A 17,492-nucleotide genomic window follows, 5' to 3' on the forward strand; every position below is an offset into this window, starting at 1 on the left:
AGTCTTTGCGTCGCGTTTACGACTGGTTAGGACTTGCACGGGCCCAGAGCATTGTTCCCGTATTGTTCTTGCGAAAACCGCCGCGCTCTGCTACCCGTAATTGTGGAAAAGGGCAGGCTGGTTCGAGCATGGTTCAACGGGTTTCTACCGTCGCCTTCGAGGGGATCGAGGCCCGCGCGGTCGACGTGCAGGTGCAGGTGGCGCCCGGCCTGCCGGCCTTCGCCATCGTCGGCCTGCCCGACAAGGCGGTGTCGGAGGCGCGCGAGCGGGTGCGTTCGGCGCTGCTCGCCTCGGGGCTGGCGCTGCCGGCGCGGCGGATCACCGTCAATCTGGCACCGGCCGACGTCCCGAAGGAAGGCAGCCATTACGACCTGCCGATCGCGCTCGGGCTGATGGCCGCGATCGGGGCGATCCCGCCGGATGCGCTCGCCGGCTTCACCGTGCTCGGCGAGCTCGGCCTCGACGGCTCGATCGCGCCGGTGGCCGGCGTTCTTCCCGCCGCGATCGGCGCCAATATGCGCGAGGAAGGGCTGATCTGTCCGGCGTCTTGCGGCTCCGAAGCGGCGTGGGCGAGCCCGGACATCCAGATCATCGCCGCAAGCTCGCTGATCCAGATCGCCAACCATTTCAAGGGCACGCAAGTGCTGTCGCGGCCCTCGCCGAAAGTGCACGAAGCCGCCGCCTCGACGCTCGACCTGCGCGACATCAAGGGCCAGGAGAGCGCCAAGCGCGCGCTGGAGATCGCGGCCGCCGGCGGGCATCATCTGCTCATGATCGGCGCGCCCGGCGCCGGCAAATCGATGTTGGCCGCGCGCCTGCCCTCGATCCTGCCGCCGCTCTCGCCAAGCGAGCTGCTCGAGGTCTCGATGATCGCCTCCGTCGCCGGCGAGATCGAAGGCGGCGCGCTGACGGCGCGGCGACCGTTCCGCTCGCCGCATCAGGGCGTGCTGTTCCTCGACGAGCTGCCGGAGTTCGATCCGCGCGTGCTGGATTCGCTGCGTCAGCCGCTGGAGAACGGCGAGGTCGCGGTGTCGCGCGCCAATCACCGCGTCACCTACCCTGCCCGCTTCATGCTGGTCGCCGCGATGAATCCCTGCCGCTGCGGCAACGCGTTCGAGCCCGGCTATGCCTGCAAGCGCGGCCGCATCGACCGCTGCACCGGCGATTACCAGGCGCGCATCTCCGGTCCCCTGATGGACCGCATCGATCTGCGCATCGAGGTGCCGGCGGTGACCGCCGCCGATCTGATCCTGCCACCGCCGGCGGAGGGCTCGGCCGAGGTCGCCGCGCGCGTTGCGGCAGCGCGCGACATCCAGCTCGCGCGCTATGCGGATGCAGGCTTGCTCCACATTCGCACCAATGCAGAGGCGCCCGCTTCCGTATTGGAGGAGATCGCAAAGCCTGACGCGCAAGGCGCCAAGCTGCTGCGCGATGCCGCCGAGACCATGCGGCTGTCCGCGCGCGGCTACCACCGCGTGCTGCGGGTGGCGCGCACGCTGGCCGACCTCGATCATGCCGACAAGATCGGCCGGCTGCATCTCGCCGAAGCGCTGTCCTACCGCGCACTCGCGGAGGATGTGCGCCAGATAGCTTAAGCGCGTCGCGCATCAACCCCGCGGTAACGAGTTTCCTTTACGCTCTGCAAACCATAAGGCCCAACGAGTTCTCCCACGGGCTTGGCGAGTAGAGCGTCATGTTGCGTTTCAAGGTCCTGGCCTCGGTTGTTCCCGTTTTGGCGGCTGCGGTGTTCGCCCGCGCCGAGATCGGATCGGTTTCGCATCCCTGCATCGCGCTGGGCGAAACATCGGTCGAGCTCACCTCCCTGTTCTGGACCGCCGGCGTGCATGTCGCCTTCACCGACGATCCCGCGCGGGCCACGGTGCGGGTCCAGATCATCGACGATGCGGGCGCTGCGGACTTCGCCGTGGTCGACGATGGCCTCGGCTCCGAGCCGGATTCCTGCCAGGCCAATCCGGCGACGCGCCTTGTCTCGATTGCGGCGCAGCCGGTCGATGGCGGCCAGGTGATCTATCTCTCCAGCGAAGGACCGGTGGATTACCGCATCTATGTGCGCTCAAAGACGTTCTCGCAGCGCGAGGCGGCGGCGCTGATCGTCGGTGCCCGCGGCGGCCAGCGCCCTCTCCAGGCTGCCTCGCTCTGAACCGTTAAGATTCCGTCAACCCTGTTTGGAGGGAGCGCCAAAGCCTCAAGCTGTTCGCAAGGTCGGCGGGCCATCGTCGCACGCGGCAGCGGGGTTTCAGGCAAGGGTCGGTGGCGATGGGTCGGACGTTCCGGATCAAGGTGCGCATGCGCCGCTTCAGGCGGCAGCATCCCAGGGTAGCCTTCGCGATCCGCTCTTTCATGATCTTCTCGGCGACCTTCGGTGGCGCCTATGGTTTCGTGACCGGCAGCCGGGCCGAGAATTCCGGCTATGATCCGCATGCCTTTGCGATCGGCGCGAGCTTCCTGTTCGCGCTCGCCTGCCTCGGCCTTGCGACGCTGAGCATGCGCCTGCGTTTCGTCAACAAGCGGCTGCGGACGCTCGCCGCCCACAACGAAGCGCTGATCGACCGCAATTGGGAGCTGAAGGAAGCGGAAGAACGCGCCCGCAGCCTATTCGAGCAGCAGGGCGACCTCATCGTGCTGCGCGACACAAGCGGCCGCATCACCTTTGCCAACGAGGCCTATTGCGCACTCGCAGGACAGACGCGCAGCGCGCTGGTCGGCACGCGCTTCGACTTCGACGTGCTGGAGCAAGGCGACAGCGCCCGCGAGAGCAACGGCACGCGCATCCACGACCAGAGGATCGCAACCCCGCTCGGCGCGCGCTGGATCGCCTGGCGCGAAGGCTATGTCCGCGTCGATGCCGGACAGCCCGCCGAATTGCAGAGCGTGGGCCGCGACGTCACCGATCGCACCGAGACCGAACGCGCCCTCTCCGACGCGCGCGATCAGGCCGATGCCGCCAACCGCGCCAAATCGCGCTTCCTCGCGATGGCCTCGCACGAGATCCGCACGCCGCTGAACGGCATCATCGGCATGGGCGGCCTGTTGCTCGACACCACGCTGACGCCGGAGCAGGCAACCTATGCCAGGGCGGTGAAAACCTCGGGCGAAGCCTTGATGGCGCTGATCGAGGAACTGCTCGACTATTCCAAGATCGAGGCCGGCAAGCTCGACCTCGATCAGCGTCCCTTCGCGCTCTCCACCCTGATCGAGGAGATCACCGAGCTGCTCGCGCCGCGCGCGCAGGCGAAGGCGCTCGAGATCGCCGCCTATGTCGACGAGCGCCTGCCGCTCGAAGTGGTCGGCGACGCCGCGCGGCTGCGCCAGGTGCTGCTCAACCTCGCCGGCAACGCCATCAAGTTCACAAGCAACGGCGGCGTCGCGCTGATCGTGGAGCCCGGCATCTGGCCGAACGAGATCAGCTTCCTGGTCCGCGATACCGGCATCGGCATTGCAGCCGAAGCACAGCAGCGCATCTTCCGCGAGTTCGAGCAGGCCGACGAGCGGGTCGCCCGCACCTATGGCGGCACCGGGCTCGGCCTTGCCATCAGCGAACGCATCGTCAAGCGCATGGGCGGCCGGATCACGCTCACGAGCGAGCCGGGCAAGGGCTCAACTTTCGAGGTCGCGGTGCCGCTTCCGCCGTCGCAAGCCGGCGCCGGACAGACGCAATTTCCGAGTCCCGATCTCACCGGCAAGTCGATGCTCCTTGTCGCCGACGGCATCGAGGCCTCGCTGATCGCGCGGCGCCTCGAGCGCTGGGGCGGCCAGATCTGCATGGTTGCGGACGCGGCCGTCGCCGAAGCATTGCTGCCGGAACGCTCATGGCACGCAGTGCTGATCGATCGTGCCATGGGTCCTGCCGTTGCCGACCATCTGGGTGATGCCGCCCGCGCGCATGCATTGCAGCGTCTCGTGCTGCTGACGTCGAGCTCGCGGCACGAGAAGCTGTCGCCGGCCTTCACGGGCTTTCTGGTGAAGCCTCTGCGCGCGGCCTCGCTCGCCGCGCGCCTGGCCCTGACGCCGGAGGTCGCTTCCCCCGATCTCGCGCCGGAGCCGGCGGCTGCATCCACCGGCACAGCACCGGCAAAAGGCCTGTCGATCCTCGTCGCCGAAGACAATGAGATTAACGCACTATTGATGCGCTCGCTGCTAACAAAACTCGGCCATCGCGTCGTCATCGCCGGCCATGGCGAGGCCGCGCTGGAATCCTGGCTTGCCGCCTCATCCGCCGGCACGCCCTACGATCTCGTGCTGATGGACATCCAGATGCCGCAGCTCGACGGCATCGAGGCGACGAAGCGCATCCGCGCGCAAGAGGCCGCCACGGGCAGGCACCACACGCCGATCCTGGCGCTCACCGCCAACACGCTGGTGGAGGATCGCTATGCCTGCTTCGAGGCGGGCATGAACGGGTTTCTCATCAAACCGCTCGACCGCGAAAAACTGGAAGAGGCGCTGGCTGGGCTGGCGACCGCGCGGCATCTGGCAGTCTCGCATTTCACGGGAACCTGATCTTTCGCGGGGCGCATCAGGCCTGCGGATTGGACCGCCAAGCCTGGCAAGTGAGCCGCGCGCCGCCGGCATTCAGATCGAGCCGGCGGCCCCGCCTGACTAGGCGGAATGAGCTTTGCTTGAATCGATGCCTGCGCAGGGCTCGGTTCGCCGAACCCAACGGCGTCATGGTCTAGGCAGCGTGAGCAACAAAGCGCGGCGCGGAGAGCTTATCCGGCGGCCCCGAAGTGCTCTTGAATATGGTTTCCGTCTTTGCCGCGCGCTTGCAATGCGGGCACACGAAGAGATGCGCGATGATCGGGGTCGGCTCCTCTGCGAGCAGTTCCGAGCGGAACCACTTCATCTCGATATGGCAGTCCGGGCAGATCGGTGCTTCCAGCTGCTCCGCGGCGCTTCTGAGACGATCAACCATGGCCCCTCGCGTTTTCGAAGGCCATAACCGAATACCCCTCGTTGGTCTGCAACAAAAGACCCTCAGCGTGAAAATTCGCCTAAGGCCACGACCACCGGCGCGCTTACAGCCGCCTGAGCGCCACACTCTCCACCGCATGATCGGCACCCTTCTTCAGGATGAGCGTCGCACGGGGTCGCGTCGGCAAAATGTTGTCTTCGAGATTGGCGAGGTTGGTGCGCTCCCAGATCGCAGTGGCAGTAGCCGTGGCTTCCTCGTCCGACAACAGCGCGTAGCGGTGGAAATAGGACTTTGGATCGGTGAATGCGGTGTCGCGCAGCGCCAGGAAGCGCTTGATGTACCATTGCCGCAGCGCCGCTTCGTCGGCGTCGATATAGACCGAGAAATCGAAGAAGTCGGAAACCACCGGGACCGCCTTGCCGTCGCGCGGCAGCTTGCCGGTTTGCAGCACGTTGACACCCTCGACGATCAGGATATCGGGCTGATCGATCTCGGCCCATTCATTCGGCACGATGTCATAGGTCAGATGCGAATAGACAGGCGAACGCACATGGCGGCGGCCGGACTTGATATCGGAGAGGAAGCTCAGCAGCAGCGGCAGATCGTAGCTCTCCGGAAAACCCTTCTTCTGCAGGATGCCCTGTTGTTCGAGCAGGGCCTTCGGGTAGAGAAATCCGTCAGTGGTGATCAGCTCGACCTTCGGCCGCGGCGACCAGCGCGCCAGCAGCGCCTGGAGCACACGTGCCGTGGTGGATTTCCCGACCGCCACCGAGCCGGCAACGCCGATGATATAGGGCACCTTGCGATCGCGGATGTTGAGGAACTGGCGTTCCGCGTAATACAGCCGCTGCGTCGCATCGACGTAGATCGACAACAGGCGCGACAGCGGAAGATAAATGTCCTCGACCTCCTGCAGGTCGAGGCGATCGTGCAGCGAGCGCAGCCGGTCGAACTCGCCCGGCTCCAGCGTCATCGGCGTATCGTCGCGCAGGCGCGCCCACTGCTCGCGCGTATAGACGCGGTACGGATTATACTGCTGCTCGGGTGCGCGGATGTCCATGACGTCGTCTTCCCGTTGCGATCTATTCGCCCTTGCCTAGCCGCCCTTGCGCGACGCCTTCTCTTCCAATCCTGACATGTTCGTCCGCTTGTCCAGCGCGGCTTCGACCTCCTCCAGCTTTACGCCGCGGGCCTTGAGCAAGACAAGGAAATGATAGAGCAGGTCGGCACTCTCGGCGATCAGATGCGCGCGATCGTTTTCGACTGCAGCGATTACGGTTTCGACTGCTTCCTCGCCGAACTTCTTGGCGCAATGCTCGGCGCCCTTGTCGAGGAGCTTGCGGGTATAGGACGCTTCGCCGCCCGAAGCCGCGCGGGCGTCGATGGTCTCGGCCAGATCATGGATCGTGAAACGCGGCATCGGACTTACTCAGAAACACGCTTGGCAATACGTTTGGCCGCGGACGGCCATTCCCGTCCGCCAATGTAGCATTGTTATGAACCGGAGTCGTCAGGCATCCAGGCGCATCGGCAGCCCGCGCCGCGCCATGTGCTCCTTGGCTTCGCGAATGGTGAATTCCCCGAAATGGAAGATCGAGGCAGCCAGCACGGCGGTGGCGTGCCCGTCGCGGATACCGTCGACGAGATGGTCGAGATTGCCGACGCCGCCCGAGGCGATCACGGGAACGGGAACGCTGTCGGCGATCGCGCGGGTCAGCGGAATGTCGAAACCTTGCCTGGTGCCGTCGCGGTCCATCGAGGTGAGCAGGATTTCACCGGCGCCGAGCGCGACCACTTCCTGGGCATATTCGATGGCATCGATGCCGGTGGAGTTGCGGCCGCCATGAGTGAAGATCTCCCAGCGGTCGCCACCTGGGCGCTTGACGCGCTTGGCATCAATCGCAACCACCACGCACTGTTCGCCGAATTTTTCGGCGGCTTCCTTGACGAACTCCCGCCGCGCCACCGCGGCGCTGTTGATCGAGACCTTGTCGGCGCCAGCGCGCAGCAGCGTCTTGATGTCGTTGACCTCGCGCACGCCGCCACCGACGGTGACAGGCATGAAGCAGGCCTCCGCCGTGCGCCGGACCACGTCCAGCATGATGCCGCGGTTCTCATGGGTCGCGGTGATGTCGAGGAAGGTGAGCTCGTCGGCGCCGGCCGCGTCATAGGCGATCGCGGCCTCGACGGGATCACCGGCATCGCGCAGATCGACGAAGTTGACGCCCTTGACGACGCGGCCGTCCTTGACGTCGAGGCAGGGGATCACGCGCACCTTGAACATGGGTCAGCTCCTATGCGCGCGCGTTGCGGATCAAGGTGAGGGCGGCGGCGGGATCGAGCCGGCCGTCATAGAGCGCACGGCCGGCGATCGCGCCGGCGAGCTTCCTGGCGCGCGGCGTCAGCATCGCTCTGACGTCCTCGATCGAGGCGAGACCACCGGAGGCGATCACGGGGATCGAGATGGCATCGGCCAGCGCGACGGTCGCGTCGAGGTTCAGGCCCTTGAGCAAGCCGTCACGCGCGATGTCGGTGAAGATGATGGCGGCGACCCCGGCATCCTCGAAACGCTTGGCGATGTCGAGCACGGTCACCTGCGAGGTCTCGGCCCAGCCTTCGACCGCGACCTTGCCGTCGCGGGCATCGAGCCCGACGGCCACGCGGCCGGGGAATTTCTTCGCAGCAGATTTCACCAGCTCGGGATCGCGCACCGCGGCGGTGCCGATGATGACGCGGCTGATGCCCTTGTCGAGCCAAGCCTCGACGGTGGCGAGATCGCGGATGCCGCCGCCGAGCTGCACCGGGATCTTGATCGTCTTCAGCATCGCCTCGACGGCTTGCGCGTTCACCGGCTTGCCGGCGAAGGCACCGTCGAGGTCGACGACGTGGAGATACTCAAAGCCCTGCTCGGCAAAGCTCTGCGCCTGGGCTGCGGGATTGAGATTGAAAACGGTCGCGCGCGCCATGTCGCCTTGCTCGAGGCGCACGCATTGGCCGTTCTTGAGGTCGATGGCAGGAAAGAGGATCACGGCTTCCATCGCAAAAAGTTCGAGATCAGGGCCAAACCAAAACGCTGGCTCTTCTCGGGGTGAAACTGCGTACCGATGGCGGTGTCCTTCGCGACGATCGCGGTGACAGGCCCGCCGTAATCAGCGCGCGCGAGCACGTCCGCCTCATTGGCGGCGTTGAGGTGGTAGGAGTGCACAAAATAAGCGTGCTGGCCTTTGGGGCCGAGCGGCAGCTTGCTCAGCACCGGATGCTCCCTGAGCACCTCGAGCGTATTCCAGCCCATGTGCGGGATCTTCAGACTTTCATCGCGCGGCGTGATCTTCTCGACGTCGCCGCCGATCCAGTTCAGACCTTCGGTGATGACGTGCTCCTTGCCGCGGCTCGCCATCAATTGCATGCCGACGCAGATGCCGAAGAACGGCCGCGCCTTGACGCGGACGGATTCGGTGATCGCCTCGACCATGCCGTTGACGGCGTCGAGCCCGCGCCGGCAATCGGCGAAGGCGCCGACGCCCGGGAGCACCAGGCGGTCGGCGCTATAGGCCTGGTCGGGATCGCTGGTGACGAAGACCTTTTGCGGATCCTCGAGGCTGCGCGCGGCGCGTTCGAACGCCTTGGCGGCGGAATGCAGATTGCCGGAACCGTAATCGATGATGGCGACGCTCATCTTGACCCTCCCGGTTCTGGAAACAATCCAATGATGCCGCCGGCCGGAAGCGGCGGCGGGTTCGAGAATTGCTGACCCGGCACGCCCCGGGTCGGCGGCGGGCCACCGCGATCGACGGCCCATTGATCGTTGACGATGCCGTGCAGCTTCTGGCTCCAGCGCTCGAAGAAACGACGCTCAGCCGTGTCCCGGTCGTCGGCGACGACGATGTCGAGCTGCCGCCACTTGCCGCGCGACAGCGTCCAGCGCCGCAGGCTGGAGGCCTCGAGGCCCGTCAGCAGCGCGATAATGATATCGGCAAAGAAGATCGAGCTGCGGCCGAGACTCAGGCTGGAGAGGCCGGCATGGAATGCCGCCATGAAGATCAGCCAGCCGATCAGCACCAGCCACAGCCGATTCCACAGCAGCCAGAACGGGCCGAAGATCATCGCCCAGAAATGGAAGCCGTCGCGCACGAAGACGACCTTGTCGATCGCGCGCAGATCGGCTCCGCCGGGGGAGGGAGCGTGAACTGTGTAGACAGGCATGGTGATGCCCCGTTCGCTAAATTCAGTGATGCCGCCGGCGGCGTTGGCCGCGAGACGGAGATGTCAGCCGCCGAGCGAGCCCTTGGTGGACGGGATTTCACCCGCGGCCTTCGGATCGATCGCAACGGCGGTGCGCAGCGCCCGCGCCAGACCCTTGAAGCAGGACTCGGCGATATGATGGCTGTTATCGCCATATAGGGTCTCGACGTGGAGAGTCACGCCGGCGTTGATGGCGAAGGCCTGGAACCACTCGCGCACCAGCTCGGTGTCGAACTCACCGATCTTGTCGCGCGGGAAATCGGCCTTGAACACCAGGAACGGGCGGCCCGAGATGTCGATGACCACGCGTGTCAGCGTCTCGTCCATGGGCATGTGCACGCCGGCATAGCGGGTGATGCCCGCCATGTTGCCGAGCGCCTGCTTGACCGCCTGGCCAAGCGCAATGCCGGTGTCTTCGGTGGTATGGTGATAATCAATGTGCAGATCGCCCACCGCCTTGACCGTGAGGTCGATGCGGGAATGGCGGGCGAGGAGATCGAGCATATGGTCGAAAAAGCCGATGCCGGTCGCGATATTGGCCACGCCGGTGCCATCGAGGTTCACGGAGACCTCGATGTCGGTTTCCTTGGTCTTGCGCTTGATCGTCGCGGTGCGCATTGAAAGCTTTCGCTAGGGTTCAGGCCGAAAACGGCGGTCTTTTAACAGCCAAATGACGCCTTCGCTACTGCGGGAACGGCCGGCCGGGGCTCTACTTCTGCCTATGGTGAGCGAAATTGGGCCCGGAGCGGCCCCGTTGTGCCCTCAGCTCTGACCGCCTAAATCAGCCCGAACAACGAGGTATTTCATGCAGGACTCCCCGAACAGCTCACCTCACTGGCACGGCACCACGATTTTGACAGTCCGTAAGGGCGGCAAGGTGGTGGTCGGCGGTGACGGCCAGGTCTCGATCGGCCAGACCGTGATCAAGTCGAACGCCAAGAAGGTCCGCAAGCTCGGCAAGGGCGACGTGATCGGCGGCTTCGCTGGCGCCACCGCCGACGCCTTCACGCTGTTCGAGCGGCTGGAATCCAAGCTCGAGCAATATCCGGGGCAGCTGACCCGAGCGGCCGTGGAGCTCGCCAAGGACTGGCGCACTGACCGCTATCTGCGGCGCCTGGAGGCCATGATGATCGTGGCCGACAAGGACGTCTCCCTGGTGCTGACAGGCACCGGCGACGTGCTCGAGCCCGAGGCCGGGGTGATGGCGATCGGCTCCGGCGGCAATTACGCGCTGGCGGCGGCGCGGGCCCTGCTCGACACCGACAAGGACGCCGAGACCATCGTCCGCCGCTCCCTCGACATTGCCGCCGACATCTGCGTCTACACCAACCGGAATGTGACCATCGAGAGCCTGGCGAGCGGCTAGGGCAAGGAAATTCTTTTGGCGGACTCGAACTATCCGCACGCTCGGTGCACCTCTCCCGCTTGCGGGAGAGGGAGCGCAGCACGGCCAGAACCGACACAGATGGCAACCGCTTACACCTTCTGCCCGATGAGCGCGGCCGATTTGCCGCTGATCCGGTGCTGGCTGGGCGAAACCCATGTGCGGGAATGGTGGGGCGATCCGGATGAGCAGTTTGCACTGGTCAGCGGCGATCTCGATGAGCCCGCGATGGACCAGTTCATCGTGTTGGCCGGCGACAAGCCATTCGGCTATCTTCAGTGCTACCGCCTGACCGCCTGGAATACGGGCTTCGGGCCGCAACCGGAGGGCACGCGTGGCATCGACCAGTTCATCGGCGACGGGGACATGATCGCGCGCGGCCACGGCTCGGCGTTCATCCGCCAATTCGTTGATGAACGTTTTCGACATGGTCTGCCGCGCATAGTCACCGATCCGGACCCGCTGAACCTGCGCGCGATACGCGCTTACGAGAGGGCAGGATTCATCCGCGACCGCATGGTCGAGACGCCGGACGGTCCGGCGCTGCTGATGGTTCGCGAACCGTGACGCTGGTGCAGACGAGCGAGAGCAAGGTCGCGGTCGCACCGCTCGCCTGGGTCGGCCTCGCGCTGTTGCTGCTGGCGCTGCAGGCTTCGATCCTGCTTGCGATGGGGCGGGTCCCGATCTGCACCTGCGGCACCATCAAGCTCTGGCACGGCGTGGTGAACAGCTCGGAGAATTCGCAGCAGATCGCCGACTGGTACAGCTTTTCGCACGTGCTGCACGGCTTCCTGTTCTACGGCTTGACCTGGCTGCTGTTCGCACAGCTGCCGCTCCTGCCTTTGTCCTGGCCGGCGCGGCTGATCATCGCCATGCTGATCGAAGGCGCCTGGGAGATCGTCGAGAACTCGCCCTTCATCATCGAGCGCTACCGCGCGGGCACGATCTCGCTGGATTACTACGGCGATAGCGTCGTCAATTCGGTCTCGGACAATCTGGCCATGATCCTGGGGTTCCTTGCCGCTCGCATGCTACCTGTCACCGCGACCGTGCTGCTCGGGCTTGCCTTCGAAATCATGCTGGCGCTCCACATTCGCGACAATCTGACGCTCAATATCCTGATGCTGATCCGTCCGCTCGAGGCCGTGAAACAATGGCAATCTGGCCCGCCGATCATCTGACCTAAAATGCGGCTTGTCCTTGGCCGCCTCCCGCCCTAGCTAAGCAGACATGACAGACTTCTCCCCCCGCGAAATCGTTTCCGAACTCGACCGTTTCATCGTCGGCCAGGGCGACGCCAAGCGCGCCGTCTCGATCGCGCTGCGCAACCGCTGGCGCCGGCAACAGCTCGAAGGCTCCTTGCGCGAAGAGGTGCTGCCGAAGAACATCTTGATGATCGGCCCCACCGGCGTCGGCAAGACTGAAATCGCGCGGCGGCTCGCCAAGCTTGCCAATGCGCCGTTCCTGAAGGTGGAAGCCACAAAGTTCACCGAAGTCGGCTATGTCGGCCGCGACGTCGAGCAGATCGTGCGCGATCTCGTCGAGGTTGCGATCGCGCAGGTGCGCGAGAGGAAGCGCAAGGACGTGCAGGCGCGCGCCCAGCTCGCCGCCGAGGAGCGCGTGCTCGACGCACTGGTCGGCGCCAATTCCAGTTCGGCGACGCGGGAATCGTTCCGCAAGAAGCTGCGCGCCGGCGAGCTCAACGACAAGGAAATCGAGATCGAGACGCAGTCGTCCGGCGGCGGCCTGCCAATGTTCGAGATCCCGGGCATGCCGGGCGCGCAGATGGGCGCGATCTCGATCGGCGACATTTTCGGCAAGCTCGGGGGCCGCAGCAAGACGCGGCGGCTGACGGTGGAAGGCTCGCACGAGATCCTCGTCAACGAGGAATCCGACAAGCTCTTGGACACCGAGCAGCTGACGCTGGAAGCGATCAGCGCGGTCGAGAACAACGGCATCGTGTTCCTGGACGAGATCGACAAGATCTGCGCCCGCGAAGGCCGCGTCGGCGGCGACGTCTCGCGCGAGGGCGTGCAGCGCGATCTCCTGCCGCTGATCGAAGGCACCACGGTCTCGACCAAGCACGGCGCAGTGAAGACCGACCACATCCTGTTCATCGCCTCCGGAGCCTTCCACGTCGCCAAGCCGTCCGACCTGTTGCCGGAATTGCAGGGCCGCCTGCCGATCCGCGTCGAATTGCAGGCCCTGACCCGCGACGACATGCGCCGCATCCTGACCGAGCCCGAGGCCTCGCTGATCAAGCAATATGTCGCCCTGATGCAGACCGAGGGCGTGACGCTCGACGTCACCGACAGCGCCATCGATGCGCTGGCCGACATTGCGGTGGCCGTCAATTCCACCGTCGAGAACATCGGCGCGCGGCGGCTGCAGACCGTGATGGAGCGGGTGCTGGACGAGATCTCCTTCACCGCCCCGGATCGCAACGGCGAGACCATCCGGCTCGACGCGGATTACGTGCAAAAGCACATCGGCGACCTCGCCAAGAACGCGGATCTGAGCCGGTTCATTTTGTAATTTGGGGCGGTCACGCTATTGATGCGGCGTGACCGTACGCATCCTGCAAAATCCCTGGCGGCTCCTGCTCGCGATCAACGCCGCGATCATCGCCGGCGTCTTCATCCACAAGATCCAGCTGCCGCCTTACGTTCCCTATATCCATCTCCTCGTCGACTACCACTTCGGCTTCATCAAGCGCGCGCTGATCGGGGCGATTGTCGCGCTGTTCACGAACAAGGTACCGGTATGGCTGGTGTTCGCGCTCGGCGGCGTGACGTGGCTGGCGACGCTGGGGCTGTACGCAAAACTGTTCCAGAAGACGTTCGGTTTCAACGCGAAGACGCTGCCGCTGTTCGTCTTCACCGCAGGCTCGCCGTTCTTCCTGAAGAACTTCATGCACACGCTCGGCCATTTCGACATTTATGGCTGCGCGCTGGCGATCGTCCTCTTGCTGATGCCGGCGGGTTCGTTGCTGTTCGTTGCCACGGCCGCGCTGTTCTCGATCATTCTCGTGCTGATCCATCACATTCATCTCTTAATGTATGTACCGACGATCATCACCATCGTCGTGATCAGGCACTACCTGACCCATGGCTACAATCGCACCAACATTGCTTTCGGTAGCGTCGCCCTCGCCGCCGTCTCCGCATTGTTCTTTGCGGCGCAATTTCTGGGAACGATGCCGATCCCCGAAGCGGATTTCGTCGGGTATCTGAAGAGCCGGATGGCCGATCCATCGCGCACTGACCTCTTGCAATTCGCCTACATCTGGTACCAGCCGCTGGCGAAGGAGGTTGCCGACACCTGGGGCCGCCTGCCACACAACATCCTCGGCGTGCCCGTGTTCGCACTCTTGATCTGGCTGCATACGCCGCTGTGGCGCTATCTTGCGAACCTGATCGGCGCTCTCGCGAGCGAGATGCACCGCCGCCTCATGGTCGCGGCGCTGATCGGCATCAGCCTCGCTTATCTCGTGATGTTCGCGATGGTGTTCGACTATTCGCGCTGGATCTCGAACTGGGCGGTGTGCATGTTCCTGATCCTGCATGCGGTGAAGATGCTGCCGGCTAAGCACGACGCTGCGCTGATCCCGGCGGAGGATCGGAAGACGAGTATCTTCGGACTAGTCCTCACACTGATCCCGCGCGTCGGAATTATCCGGCCGTTTTAGAGCACTGCCTGGGCCGCATCGGAGGTGCGCTCCCTCCCCCGCTTGCGGGGGAGGGCTGGGGAGAGGGCTTTCTCTGCGATCGAGAACCCCCAAGAGGAGAGAACCCTCTCCCGCAAGCGGGAGAGGCAAGAGAAGCCGCATGCGTCGAGACTGCTAACCTCTCGCTCGCCTGATCCGCACATACAGCGCGCCCTCGCCGCCGTGGCCGATATGCGCGGTCTCGAATCCGACGACGAAGGCACGGAATTCGGGCAGGCTCAGCCATTCCGGCACCTGGCGGCGGAGCACGCCGCTCTCGCCACCGCTGCGGCCCTTGCCGGTGATGATGAGCACGAAGGTCAGGCCGTCCTGGTGGGCGCGGTGCAGGAAACCGGCCAGCGCGCGATGGGCGCGCGTCTGGGTCATGCCGTGCAGATCGAGCCGCGCCTCGATCTCGCTGCGGCCGCGCGAGAGCTTTGTCCGCTCGCGCTTGCCGAGCGGCGCCAGGGGCGGAACGGTCGGCTTCGTCACGCGCGGCGACGTCGCAGCGGGAACGGGCCGCGGCGATGACGCGGATCGCATGGCAGGACCCGCGGGTGTCGACTCAGCGCGCGGCGCGATATGCGCCTTTGGCACGCGATGCTTGAGCAGCGGCTTGACCTGTCTTGAGACCATATCCCACAGCTCGCGCTCCTCCTCGCTCAGCGCGCGGCGGCGCGGCGAGGGGCGGGACTCCAGCACGGGCGGACGGGACGATCGTTTCATTGCTGTCGATGAGGACGATTCTTCACCGGTCGACGCGGTTCAGAGGCAGGCTCGATCGCGGGACGCGGCACCGGTAGCGGAACGGGGCCGGCGATGGCAACCGTTTCGTTCTTGCCTTGCGCCGCGGCGGCGGAAGGCGTGCCCGTCTTCGCCGGGTCGGTTTGCGGAAACAGTTTTGCGATCTTCTCCGAGGGCCTGGGGTCCGGTATCGGCAGCTTCGCGGCGCGTGGGGCGGGATCGAGGCTCTTCGGCACCAGCATCACGAAATGCATGGGGTGGCGCAGCCGCCCGGAGATACGGCCTGCCTCCTGGCCCGCGCCGAAAAACAGATCGGCGCGCGCGGGCCCGATGATGGCCGAACCGGTGTCCTGCGCAATCATCAGCCGATGGAACGGCGTCTTGGCGCGTTCGGATTCGATCGGCAGCTCGCCCTCGATGAAGAACGGCGTGCCGTAGACATGCAGCGATTTGTCGACCGCGATCGAGCGTCCCGCGGTCAGCGGAATGCCCTGCGCGCCCACCGCCTCATCCTTGTCGGAGAGGTTGACCTCGCGGAAGAAGATGTAGGCGCGATTCTGGCGGCGCAGCTCCTTGGCGCCGTCGGGGTTCTGCGCCATCCACTCCCTGATCTTCTGCATCGACATCTCCTCTTTCGGGATGATGCCGCGCTCGATCAGGATGCGACCGACGGCCGTGTAGGGGTAGCCGTTATAGGCGTCGTAATTGAGCCGAACCGTGCTGCCGTCCTCGAACTTGATCCGCGCCGAGCCCTGGATCTGGGCGAACAACAGATCGGTCGGGTCCTTCAGCCAGGCGATCTCCAGCCCGCGGCCGGCGATCTTGCCGTCCTCGATCTCGCCGCGGTCGTAATAGGGCACCAGCTTGCGGCGGCCGATCTTGCGATATACCGGGCCCTTGTTGGGCAGGCTGATCGAATCCTGCTTGTAGCCGCGCACGAACAGGTTCGAGGGACGGCGATAGACCGGCACGTTGTAGACGTCGGTCTGCGTGCGCGATCCCTCCAGCACCGGCTCGTAATAGCCGGTGACAAAACCGTCGGGCTCGCCGAGGCGCGAGATCCGCAGCGGCGCGAAATTCTCCTCGAAGAAAGTCTTCGCTTTGGCATCGTCGGTGAGATCGAGCGTTTTGGCAGCCCGGCAAGGCTCGCCCAGCGAGGCACCCAAAGCCTTGGGTTCGGCCGCGCCGTTCTGCGCATTGATCGACCGGCAGCTGGCGCGGAAGGTCTTGTAGGCGGCGAGATGATTGTCGTCGCCCCAACCCTTTACGTCCGCCCAGGCCAGCGGCAGATATTGCGCGCCGGGAATTTCGAGCGGCAGCGAGAGCTGCGGATAGGGCAAGGCCCGCGGCGGAGCGGCAGGCACTTGCGGCAGATGACGGTGATGGTTGCGATGGTGGCGCCGCGCCGCCTCGGCGCCGAGCGAAAACGACGACAGCACGACGGCACCTGCGCAAAGCGCCGTCGCGCCGATCTTCAGGAAAGTCTTAATTCGCGCTTCCGGTGCCAACCAGCTTCCAGTTCGGATCGCGAGAGGAGATGTCGCGGGCGAAAGTCCAGATATCGGTAATGTCGGCGACCGTGTCGGCGCTGCCGTCGACGATGTTGCCGGCCTTGTCGCGGGTGGCCGAGATCATCTGCGAAACGAAGCGCACGGTGAGCTGGGCAGTGCGGTCGCGCAGCTCGGCGCCGACGAGCTCGGCCTTGTCGATCGAGACGAACCGCGTCTCGGTCTTCTGCTCGTTCTTCTCGCGTTCCCTGATCGCGGCGTCGAAGCTCTCATAGACCTCCGACGACAACAGGTCGCGCAGCGCGCGGCGGTCGCCATTGGCGAAGGCCAGCACGATCATCTCGTAGGCGCCGCGGGCGCCCGAGAGGAAATGCCGCGGGTCGAAGCTAGAATCCTTCTCGACGATAGCGTCGAGGCCCTGCGCCAGCGCAGTGCCCGGTTCTGCCAGCTCCTTCCAGCGATCGGAGGGCGCGGTCGGCTCGGCCGTCGGCGCCAGCGGGGCCTGGTCGATCACCTTGCCCGGCATGGTCACGACGTTGTTGTCCTGAGCACCCCCCAGCGCATTGCGGGCGGCGGTGCGATCGAACGGCGGCCGCTCGTTGCCCGTGCGCTGCCCCAGCACGCTACGCAGTCTCAGGAAGATGAAGACTGCCAGCGCCAGGAATATGATGGTGTAGATGTCCACGTCGTATTCGCTTTCTGGTCTTTTCAGGGGTCGTTGCCGGGAAAATCAATCCGGCCAGTAGACCGTTCCTTGCGGAAACGGCAAGTCTACATCACCATTTTGGATCCACATCAGGTCCTCGGGATGTAGGCACGAAATCTTGCCCGGCCAATGGCGCCTTTTGGCACAGCACCAAGTGTAGCGCGTTTTATGCTTAAGGGGAAACCCGATCCTGCCCGGAAATCGCGCATCTTCAATCGTTTAAGGCGCAATTTCGCGGAAAAGGCAGGATGAATGTCAAAGCTCCGGGC

General features: G+C 64.9%; 19 protein-coding genes. 8 read left to right on the forward strand and 11 right to left on the reverse strand.

From position 1 onward, the window contains the following. Positions 1 to 128 precede the first annotated feature (128 nt). The 3 genes from P6U29_RS00855 to P6U29_RS00865 all read left to right on the forward strand — a co-directional run bounded on the left by P6U29_RS00855 (position 129) and on the right by P6U29_RS00865 (position 4,521). The gene (locus tag P6U29_RS00855) at positions 129 to 1,595 is read left to right on the forward strand and encodes a YifB family Mg chelatase-like AAA ATPase (protein ID WP_407115899.1); all 1,467 of its coding nucleotides are present in this window, start codon (positions 129 to 131) and stop codon (positions 1,593 to 1,595) included. Between the two features lie 98 nt (positions 1,596 to 1,693). Then, positions 1,694 to 2,161: a hypothetical protein gene (locus P6U29_RS00860; RefSeq protein ID WP_407115900.1), complete on the forward strand. Its 468-nt coding sequence runs from the start codon at positions 1,694 to 1,696 to the stop codon at positions 2,159 to 2,161. A gap of 116 nt (positions 2,162 to 2,277) precedes the next feature. Then, positions 2,278 to 4,521: an ATP-binding protein gene (locus P6U29_RS00865; protein ID WP_407115901.1), complete on the forward strand. Its 2,244-nt coding sequence runs from the start codon at positions 2,278 to 2,280 to the stop codon at positions 4,519 to 4,521. A 172-nt stretch (positions 4,522 to 4,693) separates the two neighbouring features. Here the strand turns inward: P6U29_RS00865 and P6U29_RS00870 are convergent, their stop codons facing one another. From P6U29_RS00870 to hisB, 8 genes are all read right to left on the reverse strand, one after another. Next, entirely contained in the window at positions 4,694 to 4,933 is a 240-nt protein-coding gene (locus P6U29_RS00870) for a hypothetical protein (protein ID WP_407115902.1), read from the reverse strand. Positions 4,934 to 5,036: 103 nt separating this feature from the next. Next, complete coding sequence (gene coaA, locus P6U29_RS00875; protein WP_407115903.1) at positions 5,037 to 5,993, reverse strand: type I pantothenate kinase; 957 nt, start codon at positions 5,991 to 5,993, stop codon at positions 5,037 to 5,039. Positions 5,994 to 6,029: 36 nt separating this feature from the next. Further along, positions 6,030 to 6,353 (reverse strand): phosphoribosyl-ATP diphosphatase, encoded by a 324-nt coding sequence (locus tag P6U29_RS00880; RefSeq protein WP_027577145.1) that lies wholly within the window; start codon positions 6,351 to 6,353, stop codon positions 6,030 to 6,032. A 90-nt stretch (positions 6,354 to 6,443) separates the two neighbouring features. After that, positions 6,444 to 7,217, reverse strand: coding sequence for an imidazole glycerol phosphate synthase subunit HisF (hisF, locus tag P6U29_RS00885; protein ID WP_100233257.1), 774 nt, complete (start codon positions 7,215 to 7,217; stop codon positions 6,444 to 6,446). 10 nt (positions 7,218 to 7,227) lie between these two features. Then, positions 7,228 to 7,962 (reverse strand): 1-(5-phosphoribosyl)-5-[(5-phosphoribosylamino)methylideneamino]imidazole-4-carboxamide isomerase, encoded by a 735-nt coding sequence (gene hisA / locus P6U29_RS00890; RefSeq protein ID WP_407115904.1) that lies wholly within the window; start codon positions 7,960 to 7,962, stop codon positions 7,228 to 7,230. Next, a complete protein-coding gene (hisH, locus tag P6U29_RS00895) occupies positions 7,959 to 8,609 on the reverse strand; it encodes an imidazole glycerol phosphate synthase subunit HisH (protein WP_407115905.1) in 651 nt (216 codons plus the stop codon). Before hisH ends, hisA begins: the two co-directional genes overlap by 4 nt. Further along, the gene (locus P6U29_RS00900) at positions 8,606 to 9,136 is read right to left on the reverse strand and encodes a DUF2628 domain-containing protein (RefSeq protein ID WP_407115906.1); all 531 of its coding nucleotides are present in this window, start codon (positions 9,134 to 9,136) and stop codon (positions 8,606 to 8,608) included. Before P6U29_RS00900 ends, hisH begins: the two co-directional genes overlap by 4 nt. Before the next feature lie 63 nt (positions 9,137 to 9,199). Then, entirely contained in the window at positions 9,200 to 9,793 is a 594-nt protein-coding gene (gene hisB / locus P6U29_RS00905) for an imidazoleglycerol-phosphate dehydratase HisB (RefSeq protein WP_128963223.1), read from the reverse strand. 187 nt (positions 9,794 to 9,980) lie between these two features. Between hisB and hslV the strand changes: the two genes are divergently transcribed. The 5 genes from hslV to P6U29_RS00930 all read left to right on the forward strand — a co-directional run bounded on the left by hslV (position 9,981) and on the right by P6U29_RS00930 (position 14,247). Beyond that, positions 9,981 to 10,541, forward strand: coding sequence for an ATP-dependent protease subunit HslV (hslV, locus tag P6U29_RS00910; protein WP_407115907.1), 561 nt, complete (start codon positions 9,981 to 9,983; stop codon positions 10,539 to 10,541). A 99-nt stretch (positions 10,542 to 10,640) separates the two neighbouring features. Further along, positions 10,641 to 11,126, forward strand: coding sequence for a GNAT family N-acetyltransferase (locus tag P6U29_RS00915; RefSeq protein ID WP_407115908.1), 486 nt, complete (start codon positions 10,641 to 10,643; stop codon positions 11,124 to 11,126). Continuing rightward, positions 11,123 to 11,740 carry a DUF2585 domain-containing protein gene (locus tag P6U29_RS00920; protein WP_407115909.1) on the forward strand — a complete coding sequence of 206 codons (618 nt, stop codon included), beginning with the start codon at positions 11,123 to 11,125 and terminating at the stop codon, positions 11,738 to 11,740. The genes P6U29_RS00915 and P6U29_RS00920 overlap by 4 nt, the downstream gene beginning before the upstream one ends. Before the next feature lie 49 nt (positions 11,741 to 11,789). Then, the gene (hslU, locus tag P6U29_RS00925; protein ID WP_407115910.1) at positions 11,790 to 13,094 is read left to right on the forward strand and encodes an ATP-dependent protease ATPase subunit HslU; all 1,305 of its coding nucleotides are present in this window, start codon (positions 11,790 to 11,792) and stop codon (positions 13,092 to 13,094) included. Positions 13,095 to 13,122: 28 nt separating this feature from the next. After that, positions 13,123 to 14,247 carry a hypothetical protein gene (locus P6U29_RS00930; protein ID WP_407115911.1) on the forward strand — a complete coding sequence of 375 codons (1,125 nt, stop codon included), beginning with the start codon at positions 13,123 to 13,125 and terminating at the stop codon, positions 14,245 to 14,247. 153 nt (positions 14,248 to 14,400) lie between these two features. Here P6U29_RS00930 and P6U29_RS00935 read toward each other — a convergent pair whose 3' ends face one another. The 3 genes from P6U29_RS00935 to P6U29_RS00945 are packed head-to-tail and all read right to left on the reverse strand — an operon-like array spanning position 14,401 to position 17,202. Further along, the gene (locus P6U29_RS00935) at positions 14,401 to 14,991 is read right to left on the reverse strand and encodes a Smr/MutS family protein (protein ID WP_407115912.1); all 591 of its coding nucleotides are present in this window, start codon (positions 14,989 to 14,991) and stop codon (positions 14,401 to 14,403) included. Continuing rightward, complete coding sequence (locus P6U29_RS00940) at positions 14,988 to 16,517, reverse strand: murein transglycosylase A (protein WP_407115913.1); 1,530 nt, start codon at positions 16,515 to 16,517, stop codon at positions 14,988 to 14,990. Before P6U29_RS00940 ends, P6U29_RS00935 begins: the two co-directional genes overlap by 4 nt. Beyond that, positions 16,495 to 17,202: a Tim44/TimA family putative adaptor protein gene (locus P6U29_RS00945; RefSeq protein ID WP_407115914.1), complete on the reverse strand. Its 708-nt coding sequence runs from the start codon at positions 17,200 to 17,202 to the stop codon at positions 16,495 to 16,497. Before P6U29_RS00945 ends, P6U29_RS00940 begins: the two co-directional genes overlap by 23 nt. Positions 17,203 to 17,492 lie beyond the last annotated feature (290 nt).

Source organism: Bradyrhizobium sp. LMG 9283, assembly GCF_045571415.1.
Classification (GTDB): Bacteria; Pseudomonadota; Alphaproteobacteria; order Rhizobiales; family Xanthobacteraceae; genus Bradyrhizobium.